Source organism: Bacillus silvicola (assembly GCF_050524305.1).
Taxonomy (GTDB): Bacteria; Bacillota; Bacilli; order Bacillales; family Bacillaceae_G; genus Bacillus_A; species Bacillus_A cereus_AT.
In genome coordinates, this window is the sequence record NZ_JBNGVC010000015.1 from 1 (window position 1) to 24,922 (window position 24,922).

Here is a 24,922-nt window from a genome sequence, read left to right on the forward strand (position 1 = left end):
GAGCACATTCTGAATTGGAGAAAATACAGAAGTTATATTCCTTTTCAGAAGATATTTTCGAACAAATAACAGGCCATTACGCTTATGAGGTTGTATTTCCTCCAGAAGCTCAAGTGTTTTTGGAAAATTATTCACTTGAAATCACAGCTATTACTGAAGCTACAGTGCTCAATGCTATCCGAGAAGTATTCATGCAAGGGTTAACTTCCGGAACAGCACTAAAAGAGCTTATTCAGCTCATTAGGGAATGTTCTGAGAGATGGCTAAGCCAACATCACGCTGAAACAATAGCCAGGACGGAAAACGGTAAGATGTACAACGCAGGAAGACTTGCGCGTTATATGTCACCGGAAAATAAAGGGTTCGTAGTTGCCTTACAATATGATTCTATTGTGGATGGTCGAACAACTAAAATCTGTAGACACCTTGACGGAATGATTATTTCAATCGGGAACGCTTCAGTAATTGCCGAGTATACGCCACCTAATCATTTTAAGTGTCGTGCTACTTGGCTACCTGTATCAAAATTTGAGGAGTGGGAAGATAACTTTGATATCTCTATGAAGCCAGAAAAAGGTTTCGATTTTACAGCCCCATTACCGAGGTTACTAAATGGTATAAATCGGGAACCACTTGTTAGGCCAAGACCAGAATAAAGCTCACCTCAATATGAGAGTGGGTTATTTGTGTTGCCTGATAATACGCTCCAATTGTGATTATCTCCACTGCGTCGATGAGGTCATTATACCTGGGGCGTATTTAATTAGATGGTTCCAGTACCTCTTTGCTCCTCAAAAATACATTAGGAGGTGAGAAAGATGAGTAAAGTTAAAAATTTGTTTTATGAAGGGAAACTTACAAAGTCATTTTCAGAAGGTGGCGAAGGAGAAGATCTCATCAAAGAAGCTGAATTGTTCTCTACTGGTATTCATCGAGGAACTGCGTACACTGTGGAAGACTTAAATACACTAGCTAATAACTTTGATGTTACCGAAGAAATCCCAATTCAACTTGATCACTCTAATAGTGTCCGTGACACTGTTGGATATCTTGAAGAAGTAAGTGTGGAAGGCGATAAATTATTAGGTAAAGTTCGTATTATTGACGAATCCACAAAAGAACGTATCGAAAAAGGATTAATGAAAAAACTTTCTATCTCATTTTACATTCAGTACAACGAAGAGGATGACACGATTAGGCCTCATAAATTAAGAGAGGTCTCTTTAGTTGCGTTTCCTCAAGTAAAGTCAGCTCGTTTATTCAGTGAAAATGGTTATATTTCGGAAATTGATGAGACTAAGGAGGCTGAAACAATGCCAGGACAAAACAATCAGCAACCGCAAAATTTCAAACAGTTGCAAGAACAATATAAACAGTTAGAAGAACAAATGAAACAATTACAAGCTCAAAATCAATCATTCTCAGAAGGGAAAATGGATTCAAAAATAGAGAAATTCCAAGAAGAGAGCAAAATTGTACCAGCTCAAGCTGTTTCATTAAAAAATTTATTATCTTCATTTTCTGAAGAACAAACTCAAATGTTTGATGAGTTTATGAAAAATGCTACACAAATCGACTTCCAAGAACAAGGGGCAGTTGCTGGAGAAGGAGATCAAGATAAACGAACTCAAGAGCAAAAAGAATTTGATAAATTCTATGAAGAACACGAAGCTAAATTCGGCAAAGATTTATAAAACTATAAAAAGGGAGGTCCGAAACTATGAGAAATAGAGTTGAATTAAATATTCCTGAAGATGGTATTTTCACTTTCAAAGTAAAAGCTGGTCAAACTGTTAAGGTTGGCGAGTTAGTTGAGATTACAGGGGATTTTGAGGTGCAACGTGCCAGCGCTGATTCGAAGAAAGTTTTTGGAGTAGTATACTCTGGAACTGTTGCAATTGATGGTGTCAATGTAGGATACCAAGGTGACAAAGGAGATTCCGTTTCAATTGCTTTCAAGGGGTTACTTTACGTAATAGCAGGTGGAACTATTGTAGCAGGTGACAAAGTTAAAGCTGGTGCAAATGGTGCAGCAGTAAAGCAAGTAGCTACAGCTACTTATGTTGCGGATGAGGAAAAACAAGTAGTTGGCACAGCACTTACAGGGGCTACTTCCGGAAACAAATTTATTGTAGCGTTAGGCTAATAATTTTATAACCAAGGGGGTCATATAAATGGCTGATATTATGTTAGGACAACATCCACTTTTAAAGAAAGAATTTATTGATAAACGTGTTAGGGGACTTATTGGACATCAATTTGTAGCTGATCAATTGTTTACAGCTTCCACAGTGGATGCTTTAGCAATTAAATATTTACAGGATGCCGATAAGGACTCAAAAGATCGTCAAGCTTATGACGGAGTACCAGAAGTAGGGGAAGGCTCTACTTTCCAACGTATTGGATTGAACGAAGAGGAAAAGACAGCAATGATTAAAAAATATGGTCTTGAAGCTGTATTAACTTACGAAATGCAAAAATGGGGTTCTGATGGTGTTTTTGAACGTGCTATTCGCAAATTAGCTCTTAATGTCAAGAAAATGGTTGATACAATGGGTTACGATGTAGCAACTAACAAGTATACTATCGGAAATGGTATTCAAGGTTCGACTTCAGGGGGCTGGGCAGCAAACGAAACCAATGTGATTAACGAGCTTGTTGATGCAAAAACAGCAATTGCTGACTTTGGTTATTCGGCTGACACAGCTGTTGTTCATCCAAAAGTTGGAGCTACATTATTGAAAAATAAAGGTATTCGTGATGCATTACGTGTAAACAACACTGACGTAGCTTTATTGCGTGGATATATTGGCGACTTTATGGGTCTTTCCATTATTCAAGATGACAACTTCAAGGATGGAGATGTTGTAGTCCTTCAGAAGAAAATCATCGGTGATATTGCTGACGCTGAAGGGTTACGAACTGGTACGTATAACGAGGAGAAAAATATGAGAACTGTTGCACGAGCTACTCGTTTTACTCAAGCGTACGTAACAGATCCTAAAGCAATCTTCTTACTTAAAACTGTTAAATAAGAATAGAACAGCAATACCAGGGGAGGTTCATACATATTGTGTGAGTCTCCCTTAATTTTTGATATGGAGGCAATACGATGAAAGTCAAAACGTTAGTTGAGCATGTACTTGAGTATCAGCGACCAGTAGGTGAAACCTTGGAAGTTGATGAGGCAGTAGGTAATCACTTAATCGAGCATGGTTATGCCGAAGAAGTAAAAGAAACTCGTAGCAATGCAAAGAAAAGTACAGATCCAAAGAAAGAAGATAAATAAGGGAGGTTGACAGAATGGCATACACAACGCCTACAAACATTAGAACGACTGTAAGGGATTTATCTCCAAATATCACTGACTCAGAAATACAGGTCTTTTGTGAGAAAGCTACTATTTACCTTGATGCTAGACTAGGAAGTTTGTATGCTGTTCCATTCAACCCAGTACCACCAATGATTAAGGAACTAGCTACCGATTTAGCTGGTTACTACTTGGGAAAATGGTTGTATTCTTCTCAGAAACCAAACTTAGACGAGAAGGTTGCTAACAAGTTTGTTGAAATTAAGAATACAATTACTGAAATTATTGCTGGTGACATGGACATTGGAGTACCGCTTTTAAACGGAAAACACTCTGGCTTTGCTACTACAAACAACAGAGATCCTATATTTAACTTGGATACGGAGTGGTAGGTTATGCCAGGAGTAGACTACAGGGTAACTGTAAGACCTAACGGAACTGATTTGCGCCTCAGAAATATAGGCAATCGTTTAAAAGATTTGAGGACGCCAATGACTCGCTCGGCTACCTATATGGAGCGCTCTGTTGGGAATCGTTTTAGAGCAGCACCTTGGGTTCCACTAAGCGAGAACACTATCAAATGGCATCCAAACCGAGCAGGTGGAAAACCACTGAATGATACAGGACAGTTAAAAATGAGCGTAACAGGTGGAGCTATCAAACGCATTGATAAACTGGAAATGTATTTTGGAACAGCTTTACCAAAAGCGAAACTTCATAACTTTGGAGGCCGCACAAAGTTTGGCTATGTGCCAGCTCGTAAATTTTTATACTTTGATACGCAAGATGAATCCATGATTAAGCGTATCTTTCAGGATTATATAGAGGAGTTGGTAGACTAATGGGTCTATACCTAACTATCAAAAATGCATTATATGACCAATTAGTTGCTGGTCTTACTACTCAGTCAATCAAAGCAGACGTACACAAAGTACACTATCAAAATATAGCATTCTTTCCAGCTCTTGCTTTTGAGCTACAGAAACGCAGAAAAGTCAAAAAGGGACTTGGAGTTTCAGAGGTGGAGTTTACTATATTGGTTTGGGTGTATTCAAACATACTTGATGCTGAGGATGCTGAGGAAGAGTGTATCGAGCTCTTGAACGTTGTAGAGAAAATCATCGAGAGTGATAAAACTCTTGGTGGTACTGTTGCGTATCTTTCCATAGACGATGAGGCCGAATTTGGACAAGTTGAAACTGGGGAGGCTAATTTTCTACAAGGTGCAAGACTTCCAGTTTTGATCCGCTCAAAACCAATACCAAAGGAGGTATAACATGAAGCTCAAAAATCCTTTCAATTTTGACCTCAAAATAATTCAACCTTTTGATCAACTAGTCAAAGCTGGGGAAACCATTGAGGTAGACAAGAAAGAAAAACAACTTATAAAAGACCTTAAAGCCGTCGGATTTGAGGAAGTAAAGGAGGTTGGTGAATAATGGCACACGGATTTGACCACACAGTTGTAGTTGGTAAGGAAACTACAGCAGGTACAAAAGTAACTGCTTTCTCATGGCTTACGATTCTTGAAAGTTTTGAGCCAGAAGAGAATTTTAATGTTGATCAACGTAAAGGTCTCGGACAGCGGTCTCCAATGAAATTACGTACAAAAGCTAAAGAGTTCGATGCAAGCTTTGGAGGCGTACTACAAAACGCTCGGCCAATCTTGATGGCTCTTGGTAAAGAAGTAAAAACAGGAGATGCTACAGCGGGTTATACACATACACTTACTCCAGTAGGCAAAGGAGAAGTTCTTCCAAGCTTCACTTTCCAACATAATATTGCAAGTGGCTCGCTATTGCGCAACTATCTTGGTGGCAAAGTTGATACGTTAACTCTTACAGCAACAGCTGAGGAAGCGGTTGAGATCGAAGGGGATATGCTTTTCTTAAACGTTGATACGACTGGCACAGCGTCAGCAGTTACAGCTGAGTTGAATAACTATTACATGTTCTATGAGGGCACTGTGAAAGTGAACAACGCCACTGTATCGAATATCTCTGAGTTCGAACTTGAGATTAGTAACAATTTAGAACGTCGCTTTTATGTCAACGGTAAAGACACAGCTGGGAAGGTTCAAGAAGGCTCACTTGATCTTGCTCTCTCAATGACAATGGATTACTTAGATAAAACACACTGGGATTTATTCCAAAGAGGTGCGGATATTGCGGTTGAGTTGAAACTTCAAGATGTTGGCGAGCCAAAGAACTCAATTACGATTACGCTTACTGGTGGTAAGTATGATACGAACGCTATTGGTGCTGGCGCTGAGGACGTAACAGAACAAGAACTTGAAGCAGTATTCACTGATATCTCAGTAGTTGCTAAAGACGTAATTAACAACTTATTCGCTTAATAAACTGAGGGTCTTAGTCCCCTTTCAAAATAAAACGATAGGAAAGTAGGAAACTATAATGACAAACTCTAAACCTTGGCTACGTAAGAAAGAAGAAGAACTTGTAACATTACATGGAGTGAAAATTCACTATAAAAAGTTGAGTTATGGTGAGTCTCGTAAAATCGCTGAACAAGCTACTACTTTTGACAAAATGGGACGTCCAATTAAAAACGATGTATCACTTGCAATGACACTTCAAGTAGTCCACTCAATTACTGATTGGGAGCTAACTAACGATGTTGGGGAGAAGTTACCAATTATGTTAGATACGTTTGATAACGAATTAGATCCAGACTTTGTAGGGGAAATTATTCAAGCTGTACACACGAAAATTGATAACGGGGTAACAGAAAAAGAAAAAAAGCAATAGAGCAGGCAACAAAAAGAATGTTAGAAGGCAAGTCTGTTGCCAATCCTCCTCGTTCTCTTTTGTATTACGAAATAGGAAAGATCTTCAAAAAGTTACCCGACGAGATTGATCGACAAGAGAACAAGATTATGCAGGAACTTCTCATTGTTCACAATACCATCAGTGAGTTTGAAGCTAAAGAGTCACGAAAAGCGAAACGTCAACAGGCTAAGCAAAAACTAGGAGGAGGTGCTAGGTAATGGCTTCAATAATAGACATCATCGTTAAAGCGAACGACAATGCTAGCCGAGTGCTCGATAATGTTGCTGACAAAGCTAATTCAACAGGAACAAAAATAGCTGCTATTGGTGCTGTAGCTAGTGCCTCCATGCCAGCTTTACTTGCAGGGCTTGGCGGTGCGGTTGCACTTATGGGTACAGCTGGGGTAGCTGTGGCAGGTTTTGGAGCTTTGGCTATGACGAGTATCACTGGAGTAATAGAAACCACCGGAGAGCTTGAGAAGGCTCAAGAGAAGATTGACAATGCTAGTAATGCTAAGGAGCGTAGTAAAGCGCTACAAGAGCAACAAGTAATCTTAAACGGTTTAACAGCCGAGGAGCGCAAAGCAGTTACAGCAACTATGGACTTTAAAGCTAACTGGAAAGATATGCAAGATGAGATGAGCCCTACAACATTTACTATGATGGCTAACGGTATGGACTTGACTAACAATGTCATGACCAAAATGTTTCCAGCTATGAAGGGAGTAGGCAACTCGTTTGCAGGTATGCTAGGTCAGATGAACCAAGCAATTGAAGGCGGTAAAGCAGACGCTTTCTTTGAGCATATGAACACCTTTGCAGTCCTGATGTTCGAAATGGCTATGAAATCAGTAGGAAACATACTAAAAGGACTGAGCAATATTATGATAGCTTTCACACCTTTGGGTATGGATATGAGGAATGGATTAGTTGATTTGACAGCTAAGTTTGCATCCTGGTCAGCAGGTCTACAGAGTTCAACCGCATTCCAGTCATTTGTAAGCTTTGTACAAACGAGCACGCCTATCATAATGAACATCATAGGTCAACTATGGGGTATACTCGTTAAGCTAGTTACCGCATTAGCACCGCTAGGATTGGCTGTATTAACACTGGCTAGTAATTTCCTAACGTGGGCTAACAACTCAGGATTCGTACAAGCAGCATTAGATTTAGTCTCGGCAGCAGGTACTTGGCTATCTCAGAATATGCAAACTGTACAGCAAGTCCTGGTAGCGGTAGTTGCTGGGTTTGTAGCTTTCAAGGCGGCACTCGCTATAGGTAGTGTTATTACTACAGTAGTAACAGCTATTAATGGATTCAGACAAGCGATGGTGCTTGCTCAGGCAACAACTACAGCAATGAGATTGGCAACAACACTTCTGAATGCAACTTTATTAGCTAACCCCCTCATGTGGATAGCTGGTTTGATCGCTCTCGTAGTAGCGGCTGGTGTGTTGCTTTATATGAACTGGGACACTGTGAAGGCTAAAGCTATTGAACTGTGGAACAAGATGAAAGAAATGTGGGAAGGCATCAAGCAAGCTTGGAACGAGGGAGTTGAAGCTACTAAGCAATACTTCGCTAACTTATGGTCAGATGCTACAGCTAAAGCGAATGAGATAAAAACCAATGTGTCTAACAAGTTCAATGAGTTGTGGAATACAGCTAAGACGATCTGGAACACTGGAATCGCTCAAATGAAAGCATTGTTCCTCAATTTAGCTATGGAGGTAGTACAAAAAGCACTACAGCTCAAGAGTGATGTAACTAATACGTTCAACGAACTATGGAACTCAGCCAAGCAAGTATGGAACACTGGAGTTCAACAAATAAAACAGTTCTTTACGAACTTGTATAACGACGCAAAAACAATCGCTGGCAATATCAAACAAGGTATTGTCGACAAGTTTAATGAGCTTTGGAATCAAGCCAAGAATCTATGGAATACAGGGATTAACGCTTTGAAGTCTATTATTAGTAACTCTGTGAGTGCGTTCACTTCAGCGGTGTGCTCAATTGTAACTGGAATTGTGGACGGTTTCCGAAACGGTTTCACTACAGCAGTCAATACGGTACAAACGGGAGTTAAAAACTGTTGGAGTGCTATTAAGAACTTTACAGGTGATTTCCTAAGCGCTGGTAAGGGACTACTAAGTGCATTCGTTGACGGTATGAAGTCTGGTATTGGAAACGCTGTAAGTGCCGTATCTGATGGGATGGCTAAAGTACGTAGTTACTTACCGTTCTCACCAGCTAAGAAAGGACCCTTAAGTGATCTTGATAAGTCTGGTAAGTCATTCTTTCCAACTTGGTATGAGTCAGCTTTAACACAAGTGAAACCAATGACGAGAGCTATCGGTGGAGCTATGAATGCAGTAAGTGACCAAATGGAAAATGGCTTTGCAGGTGAGTCGCTGAGAGCATTCACTGGAGGCAAACCAACCGTAACAGTTAACCACGTTGTAACAGTGGACGGAGCAGTTGACTTGGACGGTCGAGGACTACAAAGTATCGAGCAGAAGTTGAACCAACAAGTTAACGATAAGGTTGCAGGTTACGACAATACACCAGAGTATCTGAAAGATTTACGACAAGCAATGAGAAAACGATAAGGAGGTCATAACATGGCTATAGAACAAAGAGCGTTCCCCTTAGAATGGATGGAACAATATAGACTAAGTGACAACTGGTGGAATGGAAGCTACTCTCCTATTCGTGCTGGTAGTAATGAAGGCTATATTTCCTTTCTAGGTACACCAGCTGGAGTCCGTGAGGCAATTGTGACCTCCAAAACTCCAGCGAAAGTGTACTTGCGATTGTATTTTTACTATGGAGGAGACTTTTTAGTTGGTAAGCACCAGCTTTCGAGTCGTCCTACTCAGTCAACTAAACCATATCATTTGGCGCTGACTGGTTGGGAGTTCACTCCAGATGTAAACCAATATCAAGATTATAACTTTACAGGTATTATTCGAGATGACCTCGTTAGTGGTAAATATCAAGGTGTTACTATATGGAATAACAAAGGCACACCAGCGAGTGAATGCTGGGGAGTTATTGACAATCCATATAGAGCTTATTGGGTTGTGGAGGGAGATTGGAACGTTCCACCAGAAAGACCACGTTTGGACTATCCGACATTTGGCATCTCAGTAAACCAAGAGCTTACCGTGAGATGGACACCACCAGTCAACGAAACGAATCCAAACAGTTTAAGTTATGATGTTGCTATCTCAGATGATAACGGGACGACTTGGAAGAACTACCCTAAAGCTACTACGAATGGTATTACAAGCTACAAGATTAATACCTACAATATGAGTCAGACAAGAAAAGCAATCGTAGCTATTCGAGCGTTTGACGGAGAGTTTTACTCAGAGTGGAATTATTCAGACTGGTTTATTATCTTCCACGATGTAGCACCAAAAGCGCCAACTGGAACGACTCCAGTAGTTGGCTCTACGATTGATCGAACAGCAATTAACACGTTTAGCTGGAAGGCTGACCCTAAAGCAATTCAAATGGGTTATCAGTTCCGTTGGCGTACCGTTTATTCTGGTGGTAACCGAGGAAGCTGGAACTACGTACCGAACTCAACGAGTTTTGTCAACTCTACGAGTCAGCATTACAATATGCCATCCAGCACATTGCCGCTTGGAATGTTCGAGTGGTCTGTTAAGACAACGGACGATTTTAACTTGCAAAGCTCCTGGACGACAGAGCAGTTGGCTATCTCAGCTAATCCTAGTAATGCTCCTAACATGGTGTATCCAACTTACGCAGTTGTTCATCCACAGGCTACTATGGTAGTCGAATGGACTTCTGTGGAGCAATTACAGTTTGAACTATTCTTAAAGAACCCTGGAGGAGTCACTCTTTGGAGTACTACTGGCACTACTGAGCGTAGTGTAAGGCTTAACTACACGTTAATAACGAACGAGGCTTACTACATTCAACTACGAGTCAACTCAAGCGGTGTCTGGTCTAGTTTTGTGAGGACGGACTTCTCCGTCAACTTTGCAACTCCAGCTATTCCAATTATTCAACGAGTTGAGGAAGCTGGCTCTGGTGTTACTAACGTAGTATACAACCAAGGTGAGCTTGGCATTAACTTACCACCTATCACGGAGGACGGAGTTACTTTTGCAAATGATTGGGAGCGTCGAGGCAATGTATCGCTTTCTCGTATTGTCCCGGTGGATGCAACAAGCTACAAAGTGAATGTGAGCGACCTAACAGCTGGTAATAACTTTGCTGGAGTATCTATCTATCTTGATGCTACTCAGATTCCAATCGTTGCAGGTGCTACTTATGAGGTAGTTGGTTTTTCTGATAACAATGGATTACGAGGCATTGTCTGGTTTTATGATGCTAACGGAAATGACATAGGAAGCACGGCAGATCCAGCTGGTCAAGTTGCTGGCAGTGGTGCAAAGTCAGAAGTTTATGCAAGTCGAGTAGCTCCAGCTAATGTAGCAAAAGTCAGAGTAGTATTTGACAATGTGTATGGAACTCCTATGAGTGGAGGGGCTAACGTAACTGTGAGTGGTATTCAGTTGAGAATTACATCTCCAGTAGCTACTAACTTAATAGATTGCTATCGTCGAGAGTATACACTTACTGGGAATGCTGAGTGGGAACTAATCGCAGGAAACCCAGTGGTTAGCTCAATTGACACTGGCAACTTAGTGCCACGCTTTACAGACTCAAGTTGGGTTAGACATGCTCAGACAACTATAATGACCCCTTACAAAATGAGGATTCAAGCACCTGCAGCAACATTCCTTGAGAGCTATGTCTACATTCCAGTTAAAGCTGGTCAACAATACACTCTCATTGGTTTAAGCTCTGGTTGGTATATCCGACCTCAGACGAACACAGGAGCGAGTACTGGAGCAGAGATGGTTGGCGGTGTTCAGTATAAAGTATTTACTACTCCAACTGGTACTGAGAGGCTAATGTTTGTAGCTTCAAACAACTCGACAAATGACACCTACTTTATTCAGCCAATGTTGTTGAAAGGTAACTTCCCACAGAGTGCGCCTTTCCAGCCAAGGCCACTAGACGGTATTCGAGGAGGATTCCTTGACTATACGCCAGCGAGTCAAACGCTTTATGAGTACAAACTCGTAGCATGGAATTTGGTAAATAACACCAAGTCAGAAAGTCCACCTCGCCAGTTTATGCACACATTCAATGAAACTATTGTTCAAGATGTAGACAGTATAACTGACTTGCATTTTCTGACTATGGTAACTGATCGAGATAGCTCTACTGAGGTCGACTCAGCGCTACAACGATTTGTTGGACGTAAAGACCCAGTAAGAGAGTACGGTGAGAATGAAACGACAGAGTTGAGTATCGAGTGGGAGGTTGACACTTGGTTCGAGGCTAAGCAGGTGAGCGACTTGTTGAACAAGCGAGAAGTTTACTTGTACCGAGACGGATCGGGTCGTAAGATGTTCGTCTCAACGGATAAAGTCAATATGAAAGATAAGCAAATTAGTGGTTTCGTAATGAGTTGCGAGTTTACCAAGACTCACTATGATACTGATAATATAACAACATAGGAGGAGAGAGAATGCAACCATTAGCACAGAAAGGTTATTCTGATGAGCAGGTTTATGATGTATTACACGCTAAAACCAAGGCTCGTAACATTCGGTTTAGATATGACTTATTAGATAAGAACTTAAACTTCAAGCGCACACTTGACAACATTCTTGACGGAGAGGTTGCTTTCTCAGCCTTCTCCGCTATCAAGAGAACCGCTAAGTTTACATTAAGAGAAGAATACATGCCAGCTCATATTGAAAGACGATCACGCTCAGTAAACTTCTACACAGGCCTTGCGTCAAATGTGGCAAACTTGAAATTTGAATCTTGGAGTAAGACCAATGTAGCTATGGATAATGGCGAGATGAGATTACAACCTTACAGTGGAACAATTACAAACTCAAGATTGGAAGATGGTTGGCGAACAGTAACAGACAATCCAGAGCAAGCTCACGGGTGGATGGCTGGAGAGTTCAAGCCTTGGGCTAACGGAGTTAATTACTACACGGTTTCACAAGGAGGCGGTTGGCAAGGTAGCTACGCTCAAGAGGTCAAACGTGACACAGCTAACACACAACCCGTCGGAATGCAAACAATAGGTAACGGATTGGTAGTAGTTAGTGGAGGTCAAAAGATATACGTCTCGTTCTTTTATCGCTTGTTTAACGGAGAGATTCACCCTAACTATGTATACGCTATGAGCTCAGCTGGAAACATTCGACTCAATGAAAATGTAACTATGACCAACACGGGATTTAACAACTGGTATCGCTGGGAGGGAGAAGTAACTGTTCCAGCTGGCCGAGCTAGTGCTGGTTACGGTTTGTTAATGGCTTGCGATTCAGGAGTTCTCAATGGTATTTGTAACTACGATAATGTTTATTTTAGTGGAACAGCTAAAGCGATCTACTCTGGTATTGCTACAAGCCCTGTACTTGATATGAGCAATAGTACGTACCAGGGAGTTGACATTCCACGAGTTAAAGAAGCTAAGCTGTCATATGACAATGTATTTGGCACACTTACCAGAGAAGGCTCTTGGAGTCCAGAAAATATAGTCAAAACTCGCTACTCGCTGAATGGTGGGACTACTTGGTCTAGTTGGGTCACAACTGTTCCATATGGTTCTCTTGGTATACCAGCTGGTTCAGACGCTCGAAAGTTGAGAGTGCAACTACAATGGAGTGCTGGAAGGCACAACTCAGCTGACAATGTTCGACTCAAGTATGTTAATGTAGCAGTCACTTACGAAGAGGACACTCTCATTCCAAAGCGTGATGTGATTAACTATTTGAGCGATCGAATCAAGCCCTACATGGAAATTGAAATGCCAGACGGCAACTGGTTAGAGTTTCCGCTAGGAGTATTTCTTCTTAATTCGCCTACTCGTTCCGACCAAGTAAAAGGGGTCTACAGGGATATTGAAGCTTATGATCAACTTGTTATACTTCAAGAAGATAAGGCTCTTTGGAATCGTACTTTCTGGGGCTATCCACATGAGGAAGTAGCTGACTTGCTAGAGTCTCTTGGATTCAACCGTAAGTTTATTAGTATTCCACCGACTACAAAGTCAAGTGTGTGGAACTTTCCTATGGGTACTCCAATAATAGATATTATTAATAAAATGCTTGATACAGCAGGATATTGACGTTGGAACAGTTTTATTGAGCGTGTGCAAAGGGCATATAATGGTGGCAGTAATCTAGTAACACCGAAGCCTATTCTCCCTTCAACTAATGAAACAGGGATTGTTTATATTGAGGGGGATCGCGTTAACCTTCGTAAAGGTCCAGGTACTGGATACGAGGTTATTCGTCAATTAGGGAAAGGAGAGTCCTACAAAGTGTGGGGACAATCAAATGGTTGGTTAAACCTCGGTGGCGATCAGTGGATTTATAACGATCCATCATACATTCATTATACTGGAGGAAATGCACCAGCGCCTTCGAAACCTTCAAATGATGGTGTAGGTGTAGTTACGATTACAGCAGATGTATTACGAGTTCGTACTGGCCCAGGGACTAACTATGGCATCGTAAAAAATGTGCACCAAGGTGAAACGTATCAATCTTGGGGGATTCAAAATGGTTGGTATAACGCCGGTGGCGACCAATGGGTATCAGGGGAGTATGTAAGATTTAAAGGGGGCGTTATATCATAATCAGGTGCACAATTCGAAAGGTAAAACATATTATGTAACAGAAAGCCCAGCCTATGTAGATGTGCGATAGAAATACACATGTTACATGGTAGGCATATCCAAAAAGGAGTATTTTCCAGAAAAAGAGGAAGGTATTCCTTTTTTGTAATCATTCAGATTAACATATTTAACAAGGTCTTGGGCAATTTGATACGACAGATACCGCATTAATTCTATCAATCGCTATATAGGTAACCCAAAAACAATCATCAAAGCCATCGAGCCCACTTACGGAAATGGTATCTTCACATGGGAAGATGTCATGAAATAAAGCAGTGACAGGTGGTTGACAATCAAACTGGATGGTGATGCAAGTCCACAGGCTTAGTCTCTCTAGTAAACCTAGAATGCTGTGACGAAACGGACGGCGGTGCTAAAATCTTCTATGGCAACGAAAACCATCTTCACAGAATCTTCTATGGCAACGAAAATCATCTTCACAGAATCTTCTATGGCAACGAAAATCATCTTCACAGAATCTTCTATGGCAACGAAAATCATCTTCACAGAATCTTCTATGGCAACGAAAATCATCTTCACAAAATCTTCTATGGCAACGAAAATCATCTTCACAAAATCTTCTATGGCAACGAAAATCATCTTCACAAAATCTTCTACTACGACACATTTCATTTTCCCCCTTTGCTTTTCTATTTTTTAAACTCTGTACATTGTATGAGCTAGGCACACAAACGGCATAGGTACTTGCGTAAAGGGAAAAGCCTGATTTATTTTTTGTTCTAACATGTTGCATACCACATATATTTATCTTGTATCTCCCTCATAAAAACTGATGCGAAAAATAGCAAAAAATAGAATTATTTCGACAAAGGGAAGAGCAATTGAGTAGGGAATACTAAAGTGTGAGGAAATAATTTCTATACATATATTCCAGTATCCTTTACGTAAGTGACGATTCGTCATTTCACTCACTTCAAACGTGTTTACAGAAATAGGGGAACATACAGTAGGAGGTGAACGTGTTGAAACAAGGTGAATATAGGAGAGATCAACCTATGATACATACACCACGTGCCTATCCACTCGAAGGCGTCTTGCAGTCTGCGGCAACGATAGACGATCCAGAACAAGTTCAATCGAGCGTGTCATTTTGTTCAATGGTACAGGTGCCACATGGTTTTGTATACGTACCGAACGGTACTCGAAAACTTGTATATAACCTGTCTGGTTTATCTATTGTAAAAGAAACCGCTCAGAAAACCATTACAGTAGACAATTGTGGACCAGTCGATGTTACGCTGAATCTTTTGAAAGTAGTAGGAAGCATCCCTTATATGGTCAATGCACAAGTGCAGGGAGAATGTGGGGAGAAATATAGTGCGTCCTCAGGGCGTGATAACCAAATTGAACTGAGTCATACTGTACATATTCCAGTGAATACGGTGCTGAAATTTAGCGTAGCAAATCTTCCAGACTATCAAATTGAAGAAAAGAATATTTTGATTTCAGCATTTGACGTCACACCGGTGCAAGAGCAAGAAAGTCAATTTCTTCGGTTTACAGGAACACTGACCTTTCAGAATATCCCGAAGTAAGAAACTCGAGGGCATGATTTATACGGACAGAGCGTTACACACAGAAACAGAATGGAGGATTGTCAATGAATCAAAATTGCAATAACAATGGATATGAAATACTGGATAGTGGTAGCATGTCTTGTCCACCAAGGTACCCTTTTGCACAGGCACCAGGTTCTGAACTACGAAATATGGGTTACAAAGAGTGGATGAATATGTGTACCAATGGAAATTCTACTGTCCTGGAAGAAGGATATAGCAAAGATGTAAGGGATGCAGTTATTACAAGTATAAATATCGCGTCCTATCTTCTTTCAGTCCCATTCCCTCCAGCTGGAGTAGCCGCTGGAATCCTAGGTGCACTACTTGGTCTGCTTTGGCCTACAAAAAATTCACAAGCAGTGTGGGAATCATTTATGAATGCGGTGGAGAATCTGATCGATCAAAAGCTTGATCAAAAAGCAAGAGAAAAAGCAATTTTAGAATTACAAGGCCTCCAAAATGTTTTGGAATTATACCAACTCGCAGCTGATGATTGGAACAAAAATCCAAATAGTATCCAAAACAAAGAGCGGGTATTGAACGAGTTTCGTGGTGCGAATAGGCATTTCGAATCAGCTATGCCATCATTTCAATTAGCAGTAAATGTGTATGCAGAAGCTGCGAATCTACATTTACTCCTATTACGAGACGCGGTTAAGTTTGGGAAAGAATGGGGTATGTCTTCTCTACCTGGTGAAGAATGGGATGATATGTATACTAGGCTCCAATCACGTACAGCAACATATACAGATTACTGTGTGAATACGTATAATAATGGGTTACAACAAGCCAAAAGCTTACAAGCAAACGTATCTGACTATAATCGTTACCCATGGACGCAGTATAATCAATCGGGCGGAACACCTGTTCGTTTCCGTGATGCTAAAGGAGAGTACCGAGGTACAGAAAATTGGAATTTATACAATGCGTACCGAAGAGACATGACTATTATGGTATTGGATATTATTACGCTATTTCCAACGTATGATCCGGGCCTTTATAGTACCCCAGTCAAATCAGAGCTCACACGAGAAGTTTATACGGATATACGGGGAACAACATGGTGGAGCGATGCCGCCCTCAATACGATAGATGGCATAGAAAATCGCATGTTAGGAAATCGACAATCACAGTTATTTACTTGGCTAACAGGGATGAATTTGTATATAAGGTATACGGGAAAGTCAACTAATTTTACACATGGTGATCTGATGGTAGGGTTGGAGAAAAAAGTTCGAAAAACGAATGCCAGTGACCAATGGCTTCCGGTAGAGGGTCAAAAAACAAATTATACGAGGGTTGATAGGCCTGGAATTGAGTTTGGAGAGTATTATTGGAATTATGCACGGACGCAACAGTGGTTTGAAACGAGATTGTTACAATTATGGGTGAATTTTGGCACTCTTTCATTAAATGCAGGAACGATAGGTGTTGGTGGTGAATTTTGGCAGCGTGATTTGCCACAATACAAAGATATATATGCAAGAAGTACGCGGGATCATTCTATTGAGAATCATCGATTATCTTGGATTAAATTTGAGCCTGTACGGGATGGCTGTCCTTTCGCATGGCCTGAGTATAAACAATTAAGCGCCTTGTTATTTGGCTGGACTCATAACAGTGTAGATCTATTCAATACAATAGCATCGGGTAGAATCACCCAAATTCCAGCGGTGAAAGGGAATGGACTAGAAAACATTGCGACGGGAACTGCTACTGTCAGGAGAGGAACTGGTAGTACAGGAGGAGATTTTGTACAGTTGATTGGAAATACACCTGCTGGGGAGGGGCGGTTGCATATTAGTTTTACTTCCTCAGGAAGCCGAAATTATCGAGTTAGATTCCGTTATGGGAGTACAACTGGTGGTAGGCTACGGGTATCTACTCCTACTGGTGATAAGTATACTAATATTCAAAGAACTTATGGTGGAGGACTTCCAACAGCATATAACGAATTTCAATATGCGGACTTGGGCGTACAGACAGTATATGCGAATCACTGGTTCGTGATTGTAGCTGAAACTGGAACAAATGTAGTCATCGATAAAATCGAATTTATTCCGGCATAAGATTCATTAGAAATATTTAAAGGGGAACGAGATTTAGAAAAGACACGGAAGGCAGTGAACTCCTTGTTTATGAATGGGTTCTGTACATTAATTGAATATATAAATTCTGTTTAATATCTTAACATAATCTAAAATAAACGACTGAGTAGTTACGCCTACTTTCTTGACGTAACACTCATATAGCGGGAGGATATTCAATGAATCAAAATGTGACAAAAGCGCGAGAGGCAGTTCATGCCTTGTTTTCGAATTCTACTACGCTACAATTGAAAGTCACCGATTACCAAGTAGATCAGGTGGCTAAGTTAGTAGAGTGTTTGTCGGATTGGATCCATCCAAAAGAAAAAATGTGTTTGCTAGATCAAGTAAAATTAGCGAAACGTTTGAGTCGAGAACGTAATCTATTAAACTATGGTGATTTTGAATCATCGGATTGGGCTGGTGTAGATGGATGGCACATAAGCCCTCATGTATACACGGTAGCGGATAATCCCATTTTTAAAGGTCATTATCTAAATCTGCCGAGTGCAAATAATCCTATATTAAGTGATAAAATATTTCCAGCGTATGTGTATCAAAAGATAGAGGAAGCAAAATTAAAACCATATACCCGCTATATGGTACGAGGGTTTGTAGGAAGTAGTAAAGATTTAGAAATTCTTGTTGCAAGATATGATAAAGAAGTGCACAAAAGAATGAATGTACCAAGTGATATCATATCAACCAATCCATGTACAGGAGAACCTGTATCACAACCAACTCCATATCCTGTTATGCCAAGTAATACGATGCCACAAGACATGTGGTGTAATCCATGCGAGAATGGGTATCAGACTGCAGCGGGGATGATGGTCCAAAGTACGGGTATGATGTGTCAAAATCCACATGAATTTAAGTTCTATATTGATATAGGTGAGCTCGATATGGAGCGAAATCTGGGCATTTGGGTTGGCTTTAAGATTGGGACGACAGATGGTATGGCGACATTGGATAATATAGAAGTAGTAGAGGCTGGGCCATTAACAGGAAATGCATTAACACGTATGCAAAAACGCGAGCCAAAATGGAAGAAAAAATGGGCAGAGAAACGAATGAAGATTGAAAGGGCTGTGCAAACAGCAAGAAATGCAATTCAAACGTTATTCACAGATTCAAATCAAAATCGTTTGCAATCAGCTATCACATTACAAAATATTTTGCGTGCGGAAAAATTGATACAAAAAATTCCATATGTATATAATCAATTTTTACAGGGCGTTTTATCAGCAGTACCAGGAGAAGCATATGCTTATAATATCTTCCAACAATTTTCCGAAACAGTTGCAATGGCAAGAGGATTATATAATCAGCGAAATGTACTGGTCAATGGTGAGTTTACTGAAGGATTGTGGAATTGGAATGCCTCAGATGGTACGGCTGTACAACAGATCGGAAACGCATCTGTGCTAGTGATTTCAGATTGGAGTGCAAACCTTTCGCAATATGTGTGTGTGAAGCCAGAACATAGCTATCTCTTACGTGTAACGGCAAGAAAAGAAGGTTCAGGAGAAGGGTATGTGACAATCAGCGATGGTACGGAAGAAAATACAGAAACATTGAAGTTTACAGTGGGTGAAGAAGAAACAGGTGCGACAAGGTCGAATGTTCGTTCTAATATGCGTGAACGTTATCATAAGCGCAATATGGCGACACCAGAAGCCTATGGTACAAGTGGATATGCAAGTAATCAAAATATGATGAACTATCCGCCAGAAAATTATGAAACAAATGCATATCCTGGTAATAATATGAATTACCCATCAGAAAGTTTTGGAATGAATCCATATGGTGATGAAAATAGTATGATGAACTATCCATCAGAAAATTATGGAGAAAATGCATATTCAGGCAACAACACTATGAATGACCTATCCAACGATTACGAAATGAATGGATATCCTGGTAATACTAATATGTCAATGAATCAAGGGTCGGATTGCGGTTGTGGATGCAGCAAACATGCATATTCGAGCGAACATATGATGAATAACTATCCACCAAATCAGTATGAAACGGGTGCATATCCTAACAGCACGAACATGATCAATCATCAGGGAATGGGCTGTGGATGTTCTTACAGTACAAATGAATATCCGATGGTAGAACAAAATACTCTTGACCTTTCTGGTTATGTAACGAAAACGGTTGAAATCTTCCCAGAAACGAATCGTGTCTGCATTGAAATTGGAGAAACATCTGGAACATTTATGTTGGAAAGCATTGAATTCATTCGAATGGATTGCGAATAATCCGATAAATAGAAGGCTCCCTCAGTAACATAATAGGGAGTCTTCTTTGTATGATATAAATATTGAAACAATTCTTATGTGCAGAGATAAAGATTTCTTCTATGGATGTTTCTTACAATTAATAGCGCTCGCATTCTCTTGGAATGTCACATGGAAGCGCTCCAAGTGTAATGACATTAATTTTATCAACCACAAGATGCGCAAGTCCTGGGAAACAGTCAAAATCAGATAAAATCACAAGCCCATTTTGGAATCCTTGAAACGTTCCTGTTGTTGGTGGTTGACAGTCATATTGTATCACAATACACGTGCCGGGACTTAATCTTCTTAAAAAGTGTAGAATGCCATTCTCATAATAACCTGCATTGAAATCTTGATAATTTTCATTCTCGAACGGTCTGTTGTCACATCCACAATGATTGTGTTCATTTTTCATTTTTTCATTCCTCCTTTGGTTTACAATGCATCCTATGTGTGGAGGAAGAATTGGGTGTATGTACCGTAAAAATGATGGAAAAAATTTTTGAGTACGCGTTACATAACATTTGCATACTTCATTCTCTTTTTTTATCGCAGTTTCCAATATGAACACTCCCTCACCTAATTGATAAGGGAGTGTTGTGAACTGTAATGGCTAGGTTAGTAATCATTTTTGTAAAATCTGTCGCTTAGTTAATAACGTCTCCATCTACGATGGCGGCGACGGCGAAAAGGATAAGGGCGCCAAGGGGGATAAGGGAAATATCGAGGTTCATAAAAAAAATCAGAATCATAGACGCTGTATATATCATCATCGTATCTTTCAGGTAAGTAAGCCAATAGAATCGCTCCTTTTTATTCATGATAAAAATGGTTAATTAGCCCTGCACAATCATAATATATGTGGGGAGAAATAGGATTGATCTGGACGTATGCCCAAAAAGTAAGCCTATTTTTAGGTGCCTAACCTGAAAGACAGTTTAGGAGCAGGGGAGAATAGTGTACGTACATGTGTTATTTCGGTAAATGCGACGGAAAAATATCATAGGAATGATTGGAACCGATCTAGTTTCGAACTGATATTAAATGTTTTAAAAATCGAAAAGCCTAGTTCATTAAGCTGGGTGTTTTTTATCTGGCCATAAATTCTTTATCGAAGTAGAACTTGTCCATTAAGTTATTTACAATCCCGTTGAAATAAGCGAATTTATACATCTAATGAGTTTTTATATGCAAAAGCCAATTTCCTGTAAGTCAAGGGAATTGGCTTTTTTTTCATTGTTATATATATATGCTTATCGAATCAATCTTGTCAGATACAAACACGGTAAGATTAGTATTTTGGTTTTTTTCTGGAAATTATTACATCGGAATGAATTCGATTTTGTCGATGATAATCTTATTATTACTAGAGTTGAAACTACTAGATACATATATCTCAGCTACCCTTTCATTCGTTGTCGCAGGTAGGAGTAGAGTATCTTGGTATGCAAAAGCATTGTATGTTAAATTCCCACCTGTATACGTAGCTGGAATATCATATTGATCTGATTCGAGTGTATTTCCGGGGAAGTGACAATCTACGCCCAGTGAAGCAGGAGAGTTATTAGCATAACGAATCCGCATACGATAGGCTGGTCCATTAGTAGGTAGTGTTACTTTTATACGTACGAGGCCACCAGAGCGCAACTGTACTAGATCTCCGCCTGTACTGCCAGGTCCCTTTATGACATCGGCGTCGCCAGTCAACATATATCCCTTCACCGCTGGAATTTGGGTAATCTTTTGAGTGTCTATCAAATTGTTGTGATCTGCGCTTACATGGGTCCAGCCGTAGCTGTAATATATGGGGGCTAGACCAGAATTCTGTAAACCGAATCCGATTCCAGTCCCCATATGTGAAAATCGATGACTATATAGATTAGAGTTTTGATCTATATAAGTTGAATTAAAAGATTACAATCGAATGCATAATCGATCGATCACTTTTTCAGGTGTGCGATTTAATTCCTGAATAAAAGCCTGTACATTTTTTTGAATTTCATAAATCGATGAATAAAAAACATTATGAATGATGTCTGATTTGAGCCATTTCCATACCCCTTCAATTAAATTTAAATCGGGACTGTAGGGAGGTAAAAACACTAATTCTAAGCGATGACAGTGTTTCCTTAAAAGTGGTTGGATGAGCTTCGCATGATGAATACGCGCATTATCTAGAATAAGAGCTATTTTCCCGTTGGGATACAGTTCAAGTACATGCTGAAGAAAACGAAGAAATGCTTCGGCATCATACCGCTCCTCTTCTACACAAACTAACTCACCGGTTTCATAATTAAGTGTACCAATAAGTTTAACACCTTGGTGTTTCCCATAAGTAGGAATACTGCGTTGTTTTCCTTTTAAAAACCATGTATGCTGCAGTGCTTGGTAATCGCGGATCATGGACTCATCTTGAAACAGAAGATGGTCAATCTCCTCGTTTAAAAGTTTTTTTTTATAGGCGGGGAAGGTAACTTCCCTAAACTCTTGTTGTTTCACCGGGTCTGCTTTCGCTAATGTATACGTCGGTTTTGTGTAACTAAGCCCTAAATCATGTAAAAGTCGAGACACCCCGCGAAGTGTGTAACTTACGTTCCATTCTCTTTTAATGAAAGAAGCGATAATGGATAAAGTCCAATTATGTTTAGCTGGAAATCCAACATCAACGGGTAGATGAGATGCAATCACTTGAACTAACTCCTGTTCTTGTTCAGGGGCTAATTTACGTGGTGCTCCTGTTGATTGTCCCATGAGTAAGCCATGCAATCCTTTTTCTTTGTAAGCATTCACATAATTATAGATTGTTTTTTCAGAACGACCAATCATGTTCATTATTTCTTTTATAGAAAAGCCTTGTACATAGAAATAGATCGTTTGATAACGTTCATACATTCGTTTCGTTTTAGTCGTTTTCATTGCTACAAGTAGGCTTTCTTTTTCGTTTTGGTGTACATGTGTCATTTTGCTCCGCTCCATTTGTCAATATATGTTACTTATTATATTTCGACAAACAGTAGCTGTAACCTTTTAATTCAACTTATATATATAAGGTAATACTGTTTCTGACCAATGTCTATATGCTGAGGTGATTGTAGTTGCAGTTTGAGGATTTGATTTCGCAAACTCAAACTGAAAATCACAGACATTCATCCTTGCTGGAGGGATAGGACCGAAAACATGCTGGGCGGTCCAAATCCGCCGAATATCGTCATTATTTTGCGGCGAGGGAATCGTAATGTTCGTCGGAGCCCCCTCCCCGTGTGTACCTTGCAGTTCTCCTGTTATTATATTGTTGTTGAGCGTGTACTGATAATGTGTTCTGATGCCACGAAATATAGTCCAACCCAAGTCAATGTAGGGAGCTGTATAAATATTCATCTCACGTAACCATGTAAATAAACGTGGACTAGCAATTACATTAGACTCTACCTGCGCCAAAGTATGATCAGTCGGACGGCCAAAAGCAGTGCTATGCACGGTTCGTGTAAATTGTGACTTTGTAGGGACTGCATAGTGTGTTGGATCATACGTTGGCCATAATGAAATAATATCTAAGAGCCTGTTTATAGTCTTATCTTTTTATTAAAATAGCGAGAAATCCTAGGACAACCATTTGTTTACTTGTTTCTAGTTTTCTCTCTACATTTTTGAACAATCGTCTGTATTTTTCTAACCAAGCAAATGAGCGCTCTACGATCCATCTTTTAGGGATCACTTGAAATTGATGCAATTCGGACCGCTTGGCAACTTGTACTTCAGCATTCAATAGCTTTTGAATTTCTTTTTGAAACTTTTCTCCTGTGTACCCACCATCCGTGAGGATGGCTTCTATGGTTTCTTTCAATTCAGGATATTGCTCGTACATTTCGAGTGCGCCTTTTCGATCTGTGACATTGGCAGTGGTAACATGGATTGCATGGGGAAATCCAAGAATATCTACACTGATATGTCGTTTAATACCAGAAACTTTCTTACCACCATCATAACCTTTTTGTTCAGCCGTATCTGCATTCTTAACACTTTGGGCATCGACAATATTAAAGCTAGAGCTTTTGGGGCGATTCACTGCTTCCCTTATTTGCCCAACAATTTTTTTAATAAGGTCTCTAATAGACTACTACCTTCGGCATTGGATTTACTCCATTTTGCATAGTAGCGGTAAACATTTTGCCATTTGGGATAATCTTTTGGTAAAGCACGCCACTGGCAGCCTGTACTCAGAACATAGAGTAGTGCATTGAACACATCATAAAGGTCATACTTTCGCGGACTTGTGCGTTTGCTAAACGTTTCTAGTTCCTCACGAATGATCTCGAATTTTTCACGGCTGATATCACTTGGATAAGACATACACTCATCTCCTGTTTTTGCATACATCCTAACATATTTATAAGACTATAAACAGGCTCTTAGGTTGTTTTCTTCTCTCTAGAGATAGGATAACAATTTCATTAGCGAGTATCATGCGGTAGTTTTATGAGTGAAATCTGGAATAGTTATTTTCTATGCATACATGCATAGTCAAAGAAATGCTTGTCCATCAAGTTATTTTCAATACCGATCAAACATGCAGACTTATCCTTCAATCATTTGCTTAAAAATAGCTAGAGGGCCAGTGTATGCATTTTCTTTACGTTTAGCAATAATATGAATTTCTCTAAAGCTATCAATGTAATCATAGACCATGCTTTTAAACGTTCTTGTAAAGTATCCAATCGGATTTTTCATCAGAGTCCCGTTATGCTCAAATTCATGCGTATTTTTACGCAAAACAACAGATGCATTCGCAAGAATGTTGTGGAATACATCTTTATCCGCTAGTAAACTACATTTTTTTGCAGCCTTCTTTGCAATGTTTACGGCATTTTTGAAAGACTTATTAATAACTTTTGAATCGAATGCAGTTGCTAATTTCATACGCATGGATTGTGGTACACGATAATCGATAAAATCTGAATCATGTTTAAGAGATTGAATGTCGTCTTCTTTACGTTTGTTTATATCTTTTATATTTTGTTTTAAAGAAATAGTAGTTGTTTTATTGGTGTGACAAAAATCATCATCTGTAGCTGGTTTAGGTGTGACAACCTGTTCTTCCACAATGTTT

The 24,922-nt window shown here is 39.9% G+C and carries 24 protein-coding genes and 2 pseudogenes; 19 read left to right on the forward strand and 7 right to left on the reverse strand.

Features of this window, described 5'->3' with window-relative positions:
- The 16 genes and pseudogenes from ACP6L7_RS31235 to ACP6L7_RS31310 all read left to right on the forward strand — a co-directional run.
- The coding region (locus ACP6L7_RS31235) for a phage head morphogenesis protein (RefSeq protein ID WP_430529653.1) at positions 1–656 on the forward strand (656 nt) is incomplete at its 5' end.
- Positions 657–818: 162 nt separating this feature from the next.
- The gene (locus ACP6L7_RS31240) at positions 819–1,694 is read left to right on the forward strand and encodes an HK97 family phage prohead protease (protein WP_430529405.1); all 876 of its coding nucleotides are present in this window, start codon (positions 819–821) and stop codon (positions 1,692–1,694) included.
- 26 nt (positions 1,695–1,720) lie between these two features.
- On the forward strand, positions 1,721–2,146 hold the full coding sequence (locus ACP6L7_RS31245; protein WP_430529404.1) for a hypothetical protein: 426 nt from the start codon (positions 1,721–1,723) through the stop codon (positions 2,144–2,146).
- Between the two features lie 28 nt (positions 2,147–2,174).
- Positions 2,175–3,035, forward strand: a complete 861-nt coding sequence (locus ACP6L7_RS31250) for a phage major capsid protein (protein ID WP_430529403.1) — start codon at positions 2,175–2,177, stop codon at positions 3,033–3,035.
- A 77-nt stretch (positions 3,036–3,112) separates the two neighbouring features.
- A complete protein-coding gene (locus tag ACP6L7_RS31255) occupies positions 3,113–3,289 on the forward strand; it encodes a hypothetical protein (RefSeq protein WP_430529402.1) in 177 nt (58 codons plus the stop codon).
- 14 nt (positions 3,290–3,303) lie between these two features.
- Positions 3,304–3,702: a phage protein Gp36 family protein gene (locus ACP6L7_RS31260; RefSeq protein WP_430529401.1), complete on the forward strand. Its 399-nt coding sequence runs from the start codon at positions 3,304–3,306 to the stop codon at positions 3,700–3,702.
- Positions 3,703–3,705: 3 nt separating this feature from the next.
- Positions 3,706–4,152: a phage virion morphogenesis family protein gene (locus ACP6L7_RS31265; RefSeq protein WP_430529400.1), complete on the forward strand. Its 447-nt coding sequence runs from the start codon at positions 3,706–3,708 to the stop codon at positions 4,150–4,152.
- Positions 4,152–4,586 carry a hypothetical protein gene (locus tag ACP6L7_RS31270; protein ID WP_430529399.1) on the forward strand — a complete coding sequence of 145 codons (435 nt, stop codon included), beginning with the start codon at positions 4,152–4,154 and terminating at the stop codon, positions 4,584–4,586. The genes ACP6L7_RS31265 and ACP6L7_RS31270 overlap by 1 nt, the downstream gene beginning before the upstream one ends.
- Before the next feature lies 1 nt (position 4,587).
- Positions 4,588–4,749, forward strand: coding sequence for a hypothetical protein (locus ACP6L7_RS31275; protein WP_430529398.1), 162 nt, complete (start codon positions 4,588–4,590; stop codon positions 4,747–4,749).
- A complete protein-coding gene (locus ACP6L7_RS31280) occupies positions 4,749–5,666 on the forward strand; it encodes a phage tail tube protein (protein ID WP_430529397.1) in 918 nt (305 codons plus the stop codon). Before ACP6L7_RS31275 ends, ACP6L7_RS31280 begins: the two co-directional genes overlap by 1 nt.
- Positions 5,667–5,724: 58 nt before the next feature.
- Complete coding sequence (locus ACP6L7_RS31285; RefSeq protein WP_430529396.1) at positions 5,725–6,078, forward strand: hypothetical protein; 354 nt, start codon at positions 5,725–5,727, stop codon at positions 6,076–6,078.
- A gap of 17 nt (positions 6,079–6,095) precedes the next feature.
- Positions 6,096–6,317 carry a hypothetical protein gene (locus ACP6L7_RS31290; protein ID WP_430529395.1) on the forward strand — a complete coding sequence of 74 codons (222 nt, stop codon included), beginning with the start codon at positions 6,096–6,098 and terminating at the stop codon, positions 6,315–6,317.
- On the forward strand, positions 6,317–8,713 hold the full coding sequence (locus ACP6L7_RS31295) for a phage tail protein (protein WP_430529394.1): 2,397 nt from the start codon (positions 6,317–6,319) through the stop codon (positions 8,711–8,713). The genes ACP6L7_RS31290 and ACP6L7_RS31295 overlap by 1 nt, the downstream gene beginning before the upstream one ends.
- A 12-nt stretch (positions 8,714–8,725) precedes the next feature.
- Positions 8,726–11,671 (forward strand): phage tail protein, encoded by a 2,946-nt coding sequence (locus ACP6L7_RS31300; protein ID WP_430529393.1) that lies wholly within the window; start codon positions 8,726–8,728, stop codon positions 11,669–11,671.
- A gap of 11 nt (positions 11,672–11,682) precedes the next feature.
- Complete coding sequence (locus ACP6L7_RS31305; protein ID WP_430528980.1) at positions 11,683–13,305, forward strand: hypothetical protein; 1,623 nt, start codon at positions 11,683–11,685, stop codon at positions 13,303–13,305.
- A pseudogene (locus ACP6L7_RS31310) lies at positions 13,306–13,818 on the forward strand (SH3 domain-containing protein); the annotation flags it as partial. It lies immediately after the preceding gene.
- Positions 13,819–14,199: 381 nt separating this feature from the next.
- On the opposite strand, the gene ACP6L7_RS31315 reads toward ACP6L7_RS31310, so the two are convergent.
- Positions 14,200–14,490 (reverse strand): hypothetical protein, encoded by a 291-nt coding sequence (locus ACP6L7_RS31315; RefSeq protein ID WP_430528979.1) that lies wholly within the window; start codon positions 14,488–14,490, stop codon positions 14,200–14,202.
- Positions 14,491–14,837: 347 nt separating this feature from the next.
- Here ACP6L7_RS31315 and ACP6L7_RS31320 point away from each other — a divergent pair, with 347 nt between their 5' ends.
- From ACP6L7_RS31320 to ACP6L7_RS31330, 3 genes are all read left to right on the forward strand, one after another.
- The gene (locus ACP6L7_RS31320; protein ID WP_430528978.1) at positions 14,838–15,413 is read left to right on the forward strand and encodes a hypothetical protein; all 576 of its coding nucleotides are present in this window, start codon (positions 14,838–14,840) and stop codon (positions 15,411–15,413) included.
- Positions 15,414–15,478: 65 nt separating this feature from the next.
- On the forward strand, positions 15,479–17,506 hold the full coding sequence (locus ACP6L7_RS31325) for an insecticidal delta-endotoxin Cry8Ea1 family protein (RefSeq protein WP_430528977.1): 2,028 nt from the start codon (positions 15,479–15,481) through the stop codon (positions 17,504–17,506).
- Between the two features lie 197 nt (positions 17,507–17,703).
- Entirely contained in the window at positions 17,704–19,794 is a 2,091-nt protein-coding gene (locus ACP6L7_RS31330) for a hypothetical protein (RefSeq protein ID WP_430528976.1), read from the forward strand.
- Between the two features lie 118 nt (positions 19,795–19,912).
- Here ACP6L7_RS31330 and ACP6L7_RS31335 read toward each other — a convergent pair whose 3' ends face one another.
- The 6 genes and pseudogenes from ACP6L7_RS31335 to ACP6L7_RS31360 form a co-directional block, all read right to left on the reverse strand.
- On the reverse strand, positions 19,913–20,230 hold the full coding sequence (locus tag ACP6L7_RS31335; protein WP_430528975.1) for a hypothetical protein: 318 nt from the start codon (positions 20,228–20,230) through the stop codon (positions 19,913–19,915).
- Positions 20,231–21,135: 905 nt separating this feature from the next.
- Positions 21,136–21,669, reverse strand: a complete 534-nt coding sequence (locus tag ACP6L7_RS31340) for a delta endotoxin C-terminal domain-containing protein (RefSeq protein ID WP_430528974.1) — start codon at positions 21,667–21,669, stop codon at positions 21,136–21,138.
- Between the two features lie 60 nt (positions 21,670–21,729).
- The gene (locus ACP6L7_RS31345) at positions 21,730–22,776 is read right to left on the reverse strand and encodes an IS630 family transposase (protein ID WP_430528973.1); all 1,047 of its coding nucleotides are present in this window, start codon (positions 22,774–22,776) and stop codon (positions 21,730–21,732) included.
- Positions 22,777–22,842: 66 nt separating this feature from the next.
- Complete coding sequence (locus ACP6L7_RS31350; RefSeq protein ID WP_430529654.1) at positions 22,843–23,382, reverse strand: insecticidal delta-endotoxin; 540 nt, start codon at positions 23,380–23,382, stop codon at positions 22,843–22,845.
- A gap of 4 nt (positions 23,383–23,386) precedes the next feature.
- A protein-coding gene (locus tag ACP6L7_RS31355) for an IS5 family transposase (RefSeq protein WP_430528891.1) occupies positions 23,387–24,165 on the reverse strand; the annotation gives its coding sequence in 2 pieces (ribosomal slippage) (positions 23,387–23,904 and positions 23,904–24,165; 780 coding nt in all).
- Positions 24,166–24,390: 225 nt separating this feature from the next.
- A pseudogene (locus ACP6L7_RS31360) lies at positions 24,391–24,922 on the reverse strand (cytosolic protein); the annotation flags it as partial.